Below are 13385 nucleotides of genomic sequence, written 5' to 3'. Positions count from 1 at the left end.
TCTCCGGCAACGACACGCCGCAACAAGATCCTTGACCAGCAGCCGCGACCGCTAACTGAACGGCTTTGGGGGTAGGGCTGCTTGACCCTGAGCACCTGGTAGCTGCGCTCGTAGGTGAGCGTGACGTTGCTGGCGTGCTCGAAGGCCGCCTTCACCGGGAAGTAGTCGGTGGCCGCGTCGAACCCGCTGATGCAACCTGCCCCGGTCGCTGCGGGCGCAGGCGGCGTGGAACTGCCACAAGCCGTGGCGGCCATCGCCACGGCCGCGAGCACCGCGACGAGCGCCCCGGTCACGTTCTTCATGTCCCTCACCCTTGCACAGGTGTTCAGATGATCCGAGGATGCGTCGAGAACGACGTTGTCATGATCGAAAGGCTCTGTTGATCACGGCAACGTCGTTCTCGACGGTGGGTCAGGCCCGGACGCGAGCCGCTGCCGCCACCAGGTTGCGCAACGACGCCAGCACCTCGGGCTCACCGCGGGTCTTCAGCCCGCAGTCCGGGTTGGCCCACAGCCGGTCCGGCGTGACGAAACGACCGGCCGCGCGCAGCAGCTCCTCGATCTCGTCGGCCGTCGGCACCTCCGGCGAGTGCACGTCGTACACGCCAGGGCCGAGGCCCCGCGTCACGCCGGTGGCCAGCCCCTCGACCTCGGCCATGTGCGACCGGGCCGCCTCCAGCGTGGTGACGTCGGCGTCGAGCCCGTCGATGGCGTCGACGACCGCGGTGAACTCCGAGTAGCACAGGTGCGTGTGCACCTGCGTCGCGTCGGCCACACCACCGGTGGCCAGGCGGAACGCGTCGACCGCCCAGTCGACGTAGGCCTTGCGACCTTCTGCGCGCAGCGGCAGCAGCTCGCGCAGCGCCGGCTCGTCGACCTGGATGACGCGCAGGCCGGCCGCCTCCAGGTCGCTGACCTCGTCACGCAACGCCAGCCCGACCTGCCGGGCGGTGTCGCCCAGCGGCTGGTCGTCGCGGACGAACGACCAAGCCAGGATCGTGACCGGGCCCGTCAGCATCGCCTTGACCGGACGCTGCGTCAGCGACTGCGCGTAGGTGCTCCACGCCACCGTGATCGGCCTCGGCCGCGACACGTCGGCGTAGATCACCGGCGGGCGTACGCAGCGCGAACCGTAGGACTGCACCCAACCGTGCTCGGTGGTGGCGAAGCCGTCGAGGTTCTCGGCGAAGTACTGGACCATGTCGTTGCGCTCCGGCTCGCCGTGCACCAGCACGTCGAGGCCGAGGTCCTCCTGCAGCCGGATCACGCGCTCGATCTCCGCACGCATGCGACGCTCGTACTCGACGTCGTCGAGCTTCCCCGCGCGGTGGGCGGCCCGGTCGGAGCGGATCGCGCGGGTCTGCGGGAACGAGCCGATCGTGGTGGTCGGCACCGGCGGCAGCTGCAGGTGCAGGCGCTGGGCCACGACCCGGTCGGCAGCCGACCCGCGGGCGTAGTGATCGGCGCCGAGTGCGGCGAGGCGGGCCCGCACCTGCTCGTTGCGCTCACCGGAGCGGTCGGCGTTGCGCAGCGCGGCAGCCGCGTCGAACTCGGCGGAAACGCTCTGCCGCCCCTCGCGCAGGGCCCGGCCCAGCAGCACGACCTCGGCCACCTTCTGCTTCGCGAACGCGAGCCGGTCGCGCACGGTGGCGGCCAGGTTGGTCTCGACGTCGACGTCGTAGGGCACGTGCAGCAGCGAGCAGGACGAGCTGATCTCGACCGAGCCGGCCGGGCCCATCAGCGTGGCGGCGCGGGCGAGCGCCGTCTCCAGGTCGGTGCGCCACACGTTGTGCCCGTCGACGACGCCCGCGAGCAGCGTCTTGTGCTGCAGCGCCGGGAGCGTCGCAGCCAGGTCGAGGTCATCGAGGCCCGCCACCAGGTCCAGCGCGATCGCCTCGACCGGGCTGGCCGCCAGCACCGGCAGCGCCGGGCCGAAGTTGCTGTAGTACCCGGCCACGAGGATCTTCGGTCGGCCCGCCACCGCGCCGAGCCTGCGGTAGGCGACGGCGAGCGCGTCCAGCTCGGCTGCCGCGCGGTCGGCGGTGAAGGCCGGCTCGTCGAGCTGCACCCACTCGGCTCCGGCCGCGCCGAGCTCGGCGAGCAGCGCGGCGTACGCGTCGAGCACGGGCTCGAGCAGGTCGAGCGGGCTGAAACCGGCCGGAGCCCCCGGTGCGGCCTTCGCCAGCAGCAGGAACGTGACCGGCCCGATCAGGACCGGACGTGTCGGCACACCGGCCGCGAGCGCTTCGGTGAACTCCTCGACCGGCTTGCGGTCGGCGAGGGTGATCGCGGTGTCGGGGCCCACCTCGGGCACCAGGTAGTGGTAGTTGGTGTCGAAGAACTTCGTCATCTCCAGCGCCGGCACCGAACCGTGGCCCCTGGCCATCGCGAACAGGGTGTCGAGGTCGTCGAGCCCGAGCGCGGCGAAGCGCGGCGGCACCGCGCCGAGGATGCGGGCGGTGTCGAGCACCTGGTCGTAGTAGGAGAACGTGTTGCCGGGCACCGAGTCGAGCCCGGCGGCACGCAGCTGCGCCCAGGTGTCGCGGCGCAGCCCGGCGCCGACGGCGCGTAGGCCGTCCTGGTCGAGCGTGCCCGCCCAGTACTTCTCGACGGCCTTCTTGAGCTCACGGTCCGGGCCGATCCGGGGATAGCCCAGAACGGTCGTGCCGATGGTGTTGCTGGGAGTCACTGCTCTCTCCTCGCGAGCGGACGGAGGATCCGCCGCGTCGCGGGAAGCACGACGGCGCCCGGGCACACCGGTGCCCCGGACATCCGCACGGCCCTCCCACGAGGCCACGGATCCGCGCGCAACCGTCGGGTGCGCACACCGGTGGCAGGTCTTCGGACTCGCGGGCACGCGCCTCCCGGCGCACCTACCGACCGTCGCTTCCCAGGCCCTTCGACCCAGTGCTCGTTGACGGCTCTCGTTCCCACTCACCGCTGCGGGGCAGCCCCGGATTCTCACCGGGTTCCCTCTTGCCTCGGACCCGCCCGTACTGCGACGGGCCCGAACCACCAGCGCTTCGGACTATAGCGGCGCCCGGCGACGTCGCACCTGGCCGTGACGTTGGGCACGTGCCGCCGCCGGGCCGGGACCCGTTCCCGCGTTGCAGGAAGGCCACCTTGCCGCAAGATTCTTGCGGCAAGGTGGCCTTCCTGCAATGGGGTGTCAGCGGGGGTGTCAGCGCGCCGCCGGCACCGGATCGGTCGCGTCCTCGGGCACGTTGAGGTCGCGGTTGAGCGTCTCCGGCGACATCAACGTGGCCACCACGCTGATGATCGCCATCAGCATCATGTAGGCCGCCACCGGGATCCAGGACCCGGTGAACGCGCTGATCAGCGCCGCGCAGATCAGCGGGGCCACGCCGCCACCGAGCACCGACGAGAACTCGCGCGCGAGCGCGACCCCGGCGTAGCGGTAGCGGTTGCCGAACATCTCCGGGAACCAGCTCATCTGCACCGCGACGGCGCCCTGCCCGGCCAGCAGGAAGCCCACGATGATCGCGGCGTAGATCGCCCACGCCGAGCCGGTGCTCAGCGCGATGAACGTGGGGCCGGGCAGCACGACCAGCGCCGAGACGACCGCGAGGTAGATCGGGCGACGTCCGAAGCGGTCGGACAGGATGCCGAACCCGACGGCACCGATGCCGCCGCAGATCGCGCCGACGAGCAGCACCGGCGGCACGAACGACGGGTCCACACCCACGGCGGAGATCAGGTAGGACGCCATGAACACCTGGTAGGTGTAGGACTGCGCCGTCACGCCGACGTTCATGAACAGCGCCAGCAGCACCGGCTTGCGCCCGTGTTCGAGCACCTCGCGCAGCGGCGCCTTCGGCTCCGCGTGCTGCTCCTTGAGCTCGGCGAACACCGGGCTCTCCTGCAGCCGCCTGCGGATGATCCACGCCGCGATCGTCACGAAGATGCTGCTGAGGAACACCAGCCGCCATCCCCATTCCAGCACCGCCTCGGTCGGCAGCAGTTGCACGAGGATCCACGCCAGCGCACCGAGCGCGGTGCCCAGTGCCGCACCGGTCATCACGAGCGATGCCAGCCGCCCGCGACGCCCCGGATAGGCCGTCTCGGTCAGCAGCGTCGCACCGCCTGCCTGCTCGGCACCGGCCCCGAACCCCTGGAAGAACCGGCAGACCACCAGCAGGATCGGCGCCAGCAGCCCGACCTGCCCGTAGGTCGGCAGCAGCCCGATCGCGAGCGTCGCGCCGCCCATCAGCATCAGGGTGGCGACGAGCACCCACTTGCGCCCGAGCCGGTCGCCGAAGTGGGAGAAGAACAGGCCACCGAGCGGCCGGGCCGCGAAGCCGACGGCGTAGGCGCTGAAGCTGGCGAGGATGCCGGCGGCAGGGGTGATGTTCGGGAAGAACAGCTTGCTGAAGACCAGCGCCGAGGCCGTGCCGTAGATGACGAAGTCGTACTGCTCCAGCGCCGTGCCGATGAGGCCGGCCCAGGCTGCTCGGCGCACGCCCTTGCGGCGGGCGGGATCGATCGTGGTCGGGGTGCTCGCGATGGTGTCCATGCGTCCTCGAATGGAGTCAAGTCGATCAGGGGCGGATGACGACCTTCAGGTGTGACGGGTCGAGTACCGGAGCGCGCAGCGCCTCGGCCGTTCTGTCGAGCGGAAAGCGGCCCGTGAGCACGGCGTCGATGTCGACGACACCCCGCTCGACGAGCGCGATCGCGGTCGGGAACGCGTGCGCGTACCGGAACGCGGTCACCAGGTCGATCTCGTAGCGCTGCAGGAAGGCCAGCGGCAGCCCGTCCACCGACGGCGCGGCCTGCCCGACGACGGTGGCGCGGGCCGCGGGACCCAGCGTGCGGATGCCCTGCCACAGCGCCGCCGGATGGCCGGAGCACTCCAGCAGCCGGTGCACGCCCGTCAGCTCCGGGGCCCGCTCCGCGGTGTTGATCGTCGCTGTCGCGCCCAGCGAGCGGGCCACGGCAAGCCGGGCGTCGTTGACGTCGGTGACGACCACCTCGGCGGCCCCGCAGGCCAGCGCGACCTGCATGACGAGGATGCCGATCGGCCCCGATCCCGTCACCAGCACGCGGTGCCCGGCGCGGACGTCGGCACGCTGCACGGCCCACACGGCCACCGCCAGCGGCTCGATCAGCGACCCCAGCTCGGTGCCGATCGCGGCGGGCAACGGGTGCAGCGCCCGGCGCGAGACGACCAGGTGCTGCGCGAGCGTGCCGTGCGTGGGCGGCGAGCCGAAGCAGGTACCCGTCGGGCACAGGTGGTAGCGCCCGGACCGGCAGGTCGGGCAGTGCCCGCACCCGACGGCCGGCTCGATCGCCACCCGCGTGCCGACGGCGAGATCGACATCCGCACCCGCCGCCGTGATCACGCCGGACGCCTCGTGGCCGAGCACCGTCGGGCTGCGCAGCACGTTCTGGCCGTTGCGGCCGTCGGCGAAGTAGTGCATGTCGGAGCCGCAGACGCCCACGGCGTCGATCGCGACGAGCGCGTCGCCGGGACCGGGCGGGCGCAACGGGACCTGCTCGATGCGCACGTCACCGGCGGCATGCAGGACCGCGGCGCGGGTGGTCTCCATCATCGGCTCCCCACGGTGGCGGCGGCCTCGACGGCGGCGCGTGGCCCCGACCGGGTCAGGACCTCGGCCAGCTCCGCGACGCGCGCGGCGAACTCCGGGTGCTCGGCGAGCTCGGTACCGAGCAGCCCGCCGTCCAGCACGGCCGCGGCGAAGGCGGCGGTCGAGCCGGTGCGGGTGCGCAGTGCCGCGAGCCGCTCCCGGGCGGGGTCGTTCATGGCGGCCGCGTGCGGACCCGGGTCGAACCCGGCGGGCGGCGCGACGCAGCACAGGTACGCGGCGACGGTGAGCGCCAGCTGATGGGGCATCCGGCCGGCGGCCAGTGCGAGCACGGCGGGTTCCGGCACCCGTTGGCGCAGCTTGACCGAACCGTCGGAGCCGACCTGGTGGGTGCCATGCCCGAGCGCGGTGTTGGCCCACCGGGTGAACAGCTGCGCCACGTAGGCGTCGAGATCCACATCGGCGGGGACCTCGACGCTCGGAAGATAGTCCTCGATCGCCCGTTGCGCTGCATCCGCGACGAAGGGATTTCCGACCGCCTCCGGGATCGTCGCCGCGCCCGCGAGTGCACCCAGGTACGCGATGAGGGAGTGCGTGCCGTTGAGCAGCCGGAGCTTCAGCAGCTCGTAGGGCTCGACGTCGTCGGTGAACAGCGCTCCCCCGTGCTCCCAACCCGGCCGCCCGGCGGCGAAGCGGTCCTGCAGCACCCACATCGTGAACGGTTCGGCCGGCACCGGGACGGCGTCGGTGACGCCGAGGAGCCGGCGCGCGGTGGCCCGGTCGGCGTCGGTGGTGGCGGGGACGATGCGGTCGACCATCGAGTTGGGGAAGGTCACCGCACGGGCGAGGTACCCGAGCAGCTCGGTGGCCTCCGGGCCCGGCAACGCCGCGGCGAACTCCCGCACGAGGCGAGCGGTCTGATCCCCGTTGGCGGCCAGGTTGTCGCAGCTCAGCACCGTGACGGGCGCTCCGTGGGAGCGCGCGCGGCGCTGCAGGCCCCGAGCGATCTGCCCGATCGTCGTGCCCGGGGCACCGTCGCCGCGCAGGTCGGCGCGGACGGCAGGCGCGTCGAGGTCGAGCCCGGACGTGCGCGGGGAGAAGACGTAGCCGTGCTCGGTGACCGTCATCGTCACGATCGACGTGGTGGCGGCACCGATGGCGGCCACCACCGCGCCCGGGTCGTGGGCGGCGACGATCGCTCCGGTGTGGACGGCAGGCACCCGTGCCCGCGTCCCCTCCGGGGAGACCTCCAGCACCGCGTAGCGCAGCTCCTGGCGGTGCAGGGCGTCGACCACGGTGGCCGAGCGGCTCGCGACGCCGAGGATGCCCCACGGCCCGTCCTGCGCGGCGAGTGCCGCGGCGGTGTAGACGGCCTGGTGGGCGCGGTGGAAGTTGCCGAGTCCGAGGTGGACGATGCCGGTGGCGAGCGGGCCGCGCCGGTGCAGCAGGGCACCAGGGGCGGTGGTGGCGGCGCTGAGGGTCATGGCGGAGGGCGTCACCAGTCCGTCACCGACCCGTCGCGACGGCGGGCCACCGGCAGGTACGCCGGCTGGTAGGGGAAGCGGGCCGCTGCGGCCTCGTCGACCTCGACCCCGATCCCCGGTGCGTCACCGGGGTGCAGGTGACCGTCGGCGTAGCTCCAGGCGTGCCGGAACACCTCGCCGGCGAGCTCGGGATGGCCCATGTACTCCTGGATCGCGTGGTTCGGCGTGGCGAGGCCGAGGTGCAGCGCCGCCCCCATCGCCACCGGCGAGACGTCCGACGGGCCGTGCGGGGCCAGCCGGACCTGCCAGACCTCGGCCAGCGCCGCGATCCGGCGCAAGTGGGAGATGCCACCCGCGTGCGAGACGGCCGCACGCACGAAGTCGATCAGCTGCTCCGTGATGAGCTGTTGGAACTCCCAGATGGTGGAGAACACCTCGCCGATCGCGAGCGGGACCGTGGTGTGCTGGCGGATCCGGCGCAGCACCTCCTGGTTCTCCGCGGGTGTCACGTCCTCGAGCCAGTAGAGGTCCACCGGCTCCAGCGCCTTGCCCAGCCGGGCCGCCTGGATCGGGGTGAGCCGGTGGTGCGCGTCGTGCAGCAGCTTCAGCTCCGGGCCGGCGTGCTCGCGGGCCGCGGCCATCGCGACCGGGGCATGGCGCAGATAGGCCTCGGTGTCCCAGACCTCCTCGTCCGGCGCGGTGCCGCGCCCGGCGGGCTCGTAGCTGCCCGACTTGGTGACGCCGTAGACGGTGTCGAGGCCCGGCACACCCGACTGCGCCCGGATCGCCCGGAAACCGAGCGCGCGCTTCTCGTCGATCGCGTCGAGCAGCTGCGACACCTCCCACCCCGACGCGTGGGTGTAGCTCAGGATGCGGTCGCGGACGGCCCCGCCGAGCAGCTGGTAGACGGGCTGGCCGCAGGTCTTGCCCTTGATGTCCCACAGCGCGACGTCGACGGCGCCGATCGCGGTCATCGTCACGGGCCCGCGCCGCCAGTAGGCGCCGCGGTAGAGGTACTGCCAGGTGTCCTCGATGCGCGCGGCGTCGCGGCCGATCAGCAGCGGCGCGACGTGGTCACGCAGGTAGGACGCGACGGCGAGCTCGCGCCCGTTGAGGGTGGCGTCGCCCCAGCCGACCACGCCGTCCGAGGTGGTGATCTTGAGCGAGACGTAGTTGCGGCCGGGGCTCGTGACAACGACGTCGGCGGCGGTAATGGTGTCCATCAGGCCACCGTCACGACGTTGACCAGCGGCTCGGCCGCGGCGAGGCGCCGGATGTTGGCGGCGATGTCGGCCGCGCGGGCCACGAACGTCTGCTGGGTGAGGCCCGAGGAGTGCGGTGTCATCAGCACGTTGTCGAGCTCGTGGAAGGGCAGCGCGCTCGGGGCGGCGACGCCCCCGGCGTCGGGATAGCGGTACCAGACGTCGACGGCGGCGGCGCCGATCGTGCGCTCGCGCAGCGCCGTGAACAGCGCGTGCTCGTCGACCAGCGGGCCGCGCCCGACGTTGACCAGCACCGCGGTGGCGCGCATCAGCGCCAGCCTGCGGGCGTCGATCAGGCCGGTTGTCTCGGGGGTGAGGGGCACCGACACGACCACGACGTCCGAGGCCGAGAGCAGCGCATCGAGGTCGTCGACCGAGCCGGACCACTCCAGCCCGTGGGCGGCGGCATCCACGTCGCCGCGGCGGGTGACGGTGATGCCGCTGGCGCCGAACGCGCGGAACCGCTCCCACGTCCGCGCGCCGATGTGGCCGAAGCCGACGAAGCCGACGGTCGCGCCGGGAAGCGCCACGGTCCACGGTGCGTCCGGGCGGTACACCGGCGTGGCCCACTCGTCGCGGCGCAGCGCGGCGTCCTGGCGCAGGAACCCACGGCGCAGCAACACCGTGGCGGCCACGACGTACTCGGCCATCGAGTCCTCGTGGTGGAAGGTGTTGGCCACGACCGTGCCCGGCGGCAGCGCGGCGGCGTCGATCCGGTCGGTGCCGGCGCCCACCGAGTGCACCAGCCGCAGGCCCTTGCCCGCAGCGCCCATCGCCGCCGTGCAGACGCCGCTGACGAGCACGTCCGCGTCGACCAGCTCGGCCTCGATGTCGGCCGGTCGCGGCCACACCGCGACGGTGCCCGGCGGCAGCCCGGCCTCCAGCTCGGCGCGCAACGGCACCAGGTTCTGATCGACGACGACGACCTTCATGCCAGCTCCTGCACGGTTGACGCGGTACGGGTACCCACCGGGGCGGTCGATCCACGCACGACGAGCTGCGTGGGCAGGCGCAGCGTCCGCGGCGTCTGGCGCTCGCCGGTGAGGGTCTTCCACAGCAGGTCGAGGCTCTGCGAGCCGGACCGGGCGGTGGGCACGGCGACGCTGGTCAGCGTCGGGTACGAGACCTCGGCAAGCGGGATGTCGTCGATGCCGACCACGCTCAGGTCGTCGGGGACGCGGACACCCAGATCCCGCGCGCCGGCCAGCACCCCCAGCGCCACGAGGTCGTTGTGGGCGATCACGGCCGACGCGCCGGACGCGACGACGCTGGCCGCGGCGGCCCGGCCACCCGCCACCGTCTCGGCCTGCCAGCCCAGCAGCTTCAGCTCCAGCCCGCTCTCGGCGGCGAGCGTGCTCGCGATCTCGACGCGGTGGGCGTTGGACCACGAGCGCTGCGAGCCCTGCACGTAGACCAGCCTGCGGTGACCGAGCGCGGCGAGGTGGTCGATCGTCTGGCGCAGCCCGTCGGTGGCGTCGGAGACGATGCAGTCGGCACCGGCGGCCTCGCGGTTCACGAGCACCACGGGCGTGCGGCCGCACAGCGCGAGCACCTCGGCGGCGTCGAGGCGCGGTGAGCACACCACGATGCCGTCCACCCGGGTGCGCAGGCGGGTGATCACCTCGCGCTCGCGGTCGGGCTGGAAGTCGGTGTCGGCCAGCACCACCGTCTGGCCCCGGTGCCAGCCCTGCGCCTGTGCCGCCTTGACGAAGGTGCCGAACACCGGGTTGGCGATGTCAGGAACGATCACGGCCACGGTGGTGGCGTCGGTGGCGAGCGGCTCCACGAGCCGGGCGACGGGCGGGGAGTAGCCCAGCTCCTGCGCCGCAGCGAGGATCTTGCGCAGGGTGTCGGGCCCGATCCGGCCGGGATCGCTGAACGCCCGGGACGCGGTGGACAGTGCGACGTTCGCGTGCTTCGCGACATCGGTGAGGGTGGCGGCCACGGCCTCACCTTGCGCCGCTTTGCGCAATATTGTCAAGTGTTGCGCAAGGATTGTCGGGCTATCACCTGGAAGCCTGTGGCGGTGACCAGGCTGTCGGTGGCGGTGCACCTGCCCGCCGATGTGCGAGCCGCGGTGGCCGCGCTGCCACGGGAGCCGGTGCCGGGGATCATCTGGTCGCTGCCGGCGCAGTGGATCGTCAAGGTGCGCCCGCTCGGACACGTGGCCGAGCGGTTGGTCGCGGCGCTCGTCGAGGCGCTCGCGGCGGAGCTCGCCGGGGCGCCCGCCGTCACGTGCGTGCTCGGGCCGGTCACGGAGCGCCGCTCCGGCCAGTGGCTCGCGGCGCCCGTCGCCGGGTTGGACGAGCTCGCCGAGGCGGTGTTCGACGCGACGGCCGGGCTGGTGCCCGTGACGCACCCGCAGCCGTTCCGGGCCGACCTCGTGCTGGCCAGGGGCCGGGTGCCGAAGGAGGTGGGCGGGGCACCGCTCGCGGCGTCGTGGACAGCGACCGCGGTGGTGCTGGTGGCCGACCGATCGGCGCCGGGACGGCCACGGCTCGACGACCTGGCCGCGTTCCCGTTGCGGGAGTGAGGCTGGGCCCAACTCGCATGACCTCGCGTCCCGGGGCCGCTACCCTCGGCCCATGGCACGCCTGCAGCGATTTATCCGCCCCCGGCCGCACAGCGGTCGCGGGGGCCTGCGCCGGCACGCCTGATCCCGCGCCCGCGGTGGCCGGGGACGTCTCCCTCGTTCCGTCACCGTGAGGACCAGCCATGATCACCCTGCTCACCCCGAACGAGATCGCGTCCGCGTTGCGCCTGCGCGACCTCACCGACCCCGCCGACGGCCCCCATGCCCTGCAGACGCTGCTCGACAGCGCCGTCACCGCACTGGCCGACCGCTGGAGCTGCGCCGTCACGGTGCAGCGACCCCGCGGCGTCGTCGCCGTCGAGGACAACTACGACCGGCTCGGCTACGACCCCGCCGACGTCACCCGCGACGGCCGCTACACCCGCTACGTCAGCGACACCGTGATGCTGCGCAGCCACACGTCGGCCGGGATCCCGCCCGCGCTGCGGGGGCTCGCGGCGCGCACTCCCCCACCTTCGGACGTGCTGCTGGTGCTGCCCGGGCTCGTCCACCGCCGCGACGTCATCGACCGGCTGCACGTGGGCACCCCGCACCAGGTGGACCTGTGGCGCGTCGTCCGCGACCGCCCGATGGTCCGCGACGACCTGCTCGACATGATCGCCACGCTCGTCGAGGCGCTGCTGCCGGGGGCCCGCTGGCGGGCCGTGCCCGCCACGCACCCCTACACGGTGCACGGGCACCAGATCGATGTCGAGCACGACGGTGAGTGGGTGGAGCTGGCCGAGTGCGGGCTCGTCGCGCCGCACGTGCTGTCCGGCGCCGGACTCGACCCCGGCGCGTGGAGTGGGCTCGCGCTCGGCATGGGCCTGGACCGCGCCCTCATGCTGCGCAAGCACGTGCCCGACATCCGGCTGCTGCGCGCCACCGACCCCCGCATCGCCGAGCAGATGCTGGACCTCGCCCCGTGGCGTCCCGTTTCGATGCAACCGGCGGTGCAGCGGGACCTGTCGGTCGTCATCGGTTCCGGGGACGACAGCTCTGGGGTCGGCAACTCGGGGGTCGACCACGAGCTGATCGGCGACCGCGCCCGCAACGGCCTCGGACCCGACGCGGACGTGCTCGAGTCGCTCACCGTCCGGACCGTCACGGCCCACGAGGACCTGCCGGTGCACGTGCAGCAGCGGCTCGGCACGGTGGCGGGACAGTCCAACGTCCTCGTGCGGATCGTGCTGCGCCCGCTGGACCGGACGCTGACCGACGCCGCCGCCAACGTGCTGCGGGACCGGGTCTACGCGGCGCTGCACGAGGGGCCGGTCATGGAGTGGACGGCGCGGTGAGGGGCCGGGCAGGCCTCGATGGAGGGGGGTGTGCGGGTCGGGCCGGTTCTGTGGGGGCCTCATCGAACCATGTGACTGCCCGGACCCTGCCGAACGCGCGATCCAGCAACCACCCAACCCGCTATGTTTCCACGATGCGGACTCCGAGCCTGTCACCAGCGCGTGGTCGAACATGATCACCTTGACGCGCGGCGCCGCCGTCGCCGTCCTGCTGGCCGGGGCCGTCGCATGCAGTGCCCCGGCACCGGTCCCGACAGCACCGGTCGCACCCGCCGCGACCTCCGCACCGGCCCCGACCGGTCGGGCGGCCGCCGGCTGGGTCATGCCCGACCTCGTCGGACGCAACCTCCAGGACGCCCAGGACGCCATCCAGGCTCTGACCGGAAACGCCATCTTCGTGACGACGTCGTCGGACGCGACCGGAGCCGGTCGCCACCAGGTGCTCGACCGCAACTGGAAGGTCTGCCGGCAGAACGTGGCACCCGGCCAACCGATCAACGCGGACGCGAAGATCGACTTCGCGAGCGTCAAGCTCGAGGAGGCCTGCCGCTGATCAACCGCGGTAGAGCCCCTCGGCGTACGCGGCGCCGTAGTAGCGCTCCAGTTCCTCCAGCGAGGCGTCCGGGCGTTCCAGCTGCTGGGCGATCCGGGGACGGGACGGCACAGCGTCGGGGTTCCAGCTGCCCGACTGCCACAGCTGCGAGCGCAGGAACGCCTTCGCGCAGTGGAAGAACACCTCCTCCACCGCCACCTCGAGCGCGAGGATCGGCCGATTGCCCTTGACCGCCATCTCGTCGAAGTACGGGGCGTCGCGCAGCACCCGCGCGCGGCCGTTGACGCGGAGCGTGTCGGCGCGGCCGGGGATCACGAAGATCAGGCCGACGTGCGGGTTGGACAGGACGTTGCGGTAGCCGTCCACCCGGCGGTTGCCCGGCCGCTCTGGCACCGCGATCGTCCGGTCGTCGAGCACCTTGACGAAGCCCGCGGGATCACCCTTGGGCGACACGTCGCACGTGCCGTCGGCCGCAGTGGTGGCCAGCATGAGGAACGGCGAGTGGGCGATCCACTGCCGGTGGATCGGCAGCAGTGCCGGCAGCACCTTGTCGGCCACGCGCTGGATCGGCAGGCCGACGACCGCCTCGAGGTCGGCAAGGGAGGTGATCTCGACATCTACCCGTACATCCACCCACCCCACGCTACTTG

The 13385-nt window shown here is 72.8% G+C and carries 11 protein-coding genes, 1 pseudogene and 1 riboswitch; of the genes and pseudogenes, 3 read left to right on the top strand and 9 right to left on the bottom strand.

Annotated features, from left to right (window positions below; genetic code table 11):
- The 8 genes and pseudogenes from ACFPFQ_RS47820 to ACFPFQ_RS47785 form a co-directional block, all read right to left on the bottom strand.
- Window positions 1-302 (bottom strand): annotated as a pseudogene (locus ACFPFQ_RS47820) (hypothetical protein); the annotation flags it as partial.
- A gap of 109 nt (window positions 303-411) precedes the next feature.
- The gene (metE, locus tag ACFPFQ_RS47815; protein WP_379629971.1) at window positions 412-2688 is read right to left on the bottom strand and encodes a 5-methyltetrahydropteroyltriglutamate--homocysteine S-methyltransferase; all 2277 of its coding nucleotides are present in this window, start codon (window positions 2686-2688) and stop codon (window positions 412-414) included.
- A 125-nt stretch (window positions 2689-2813) separates the two neighbouring features.
- Window positions 2814-3031, bottom strand: a riboswitch (cobalamin riboswitch).
- A 149-nt stretch (window positions 3032-3180) separates the two neighbouring features.
- The gene (locus tag ACFPFQ_RS47810) at window positions 3181-4533 is read right to left on the bottom strand and encodes an MFS transporter (RefSeq protein ID WP_379629970.1); all 1353 of its coding nucleotides are present in this window, start codon (window positions 4531-4533) and stop codon (window positions 3181-3183) included.
- Window positions 4534-4558: 25 nt separating this feature from the next.
- Entirely contained in the window at window positions 4559-5569 is a 1011-nt protein-coding gene (locus ACFPFQ_RS47805; protein ID WP_379629969.1) for an NAD(P)-dependent alcohol dehydrogenase, read from the bottom strand.
- Entirely contained in the window at window positions 5569-7050 is a 1482-nt protein-coding gene (locus ACFPFQ_RS47800; RefSeq protein WP_379629968.1) for a mannitol dehydrogenase family protein, read from the bottom strand. Before ACFPFQ_RS47800 ends, ACFPFQ_RS47805 begins: the two co-directional genes overlap by 1 nt.
- Before the next feature lie 11 nt (window positions 7051-7061).
- Window positions 7062-8273: a D-mannonate dehydratase ManD gene (gene manD / locus ACFPFQ_RS47795; RefSeq protein WP_379629967.1), complete on the bottom strand. Its 1212-nt coding sequence runs from the start codon at window positions 8271-8273 to the stop codon at window positions 7062-7064.
- Complete coding sequence (locus ACFPFQ_RS47790) at window positions 8273-9244, bottom strand: 2-hydroxyacid dehydrogenase (protein ID WP_379629966.1); 972 nt, start codon at window positions 9242-9244, stop codon at window positions 8273-8275. Before ACFPFQ_RS47790 ends, manD begins: the two co-directional genes overlap by 1 nt.
- Complete coding sequence (locus ACFPFQ_RS47785) at window positions 9241-10257, bottom strand: LacI family DNA-binding transcriptional regulator (RefSeq protein WP_379629965.1); 1017 nt, start codon at window positions 10255-10257, stop codon at window positions 9241-9243. Before ACFPFQ_RS47785 ends, ACFPFQ_RS47790 begins: the two co-directional genes overlap by 4 nt.
- 81 nt (window positions 10258-10338) lie before the next feature.
- On the opposite strand from ACFPFQ_RS47785, the gene ACFPFQ_RS47780 reads away from it, so the two are divergent.
- From ACFPFQ_RS47780 to ACFPFQ_RS47770, 3 genes are all read left to right on the top strand, one after another.
- On the top strand, window positions 10339-10845 hold the full coding sequence (locus tag ACFPFQ_RS47780; RefSeq protein WP_379629964.1) for a 2'-5' RNA ligase family protein: 507 nt from the start codon (window positions 10339-10341) through the stop codon (window positions 10843-10845).
- 182 nt (window positions 10846-11027) lie between these two features.
- Window positions 11028-12182 carry a hypothetical protein gene (locus ACFPFQ_RS47775; protein ID WP_379629963.1) on the top strand — a complete coding sequence of 385 codons (1155 nt, stop codon included), beginning with the start codon at window positions 11028-11030 and terminating at the stop codon, window positions 12180-12182.
- Between the two features lie 172 nt (window positions 12183-12354).
- Window positions 12355-12735: a PASTA domain-containing protein gene (locus ACFPFQ_RS47770; protein ID WP_379629962.1), complete on the top strand. Its 381-nt coding sequence runs from the start codon at window positions 12355-12357 to the stop codon at window positions 12733-12735.
- Here ACFPFQ_RS47770 and ACFPFQ_RS47765 read toward each other — a convergent pair whose 3' ends face one another.
- Window positions 12736-13368, bottom strand: a complete 633-nt coding sequence (locus ACFPFQ_RS47765; protein WP_379629961.1) for a pyridoxamine 5'-phosphate oxidase family protein — start codon at window positions 13366-13368, stop codon at window positions 12736-12738.
- Window positions 13369-13385 lie beyond the last annotated feature (17 nt).

It is taken from the genome of Pseudonocardia sp. GCM10023141 (assembly GCF_042653605.1).
The sequence above is the reverse complement of the archived record's forward strand: the minus strand, read 5'-3'. Positions and strand labels throughout refer to the sequence as shown.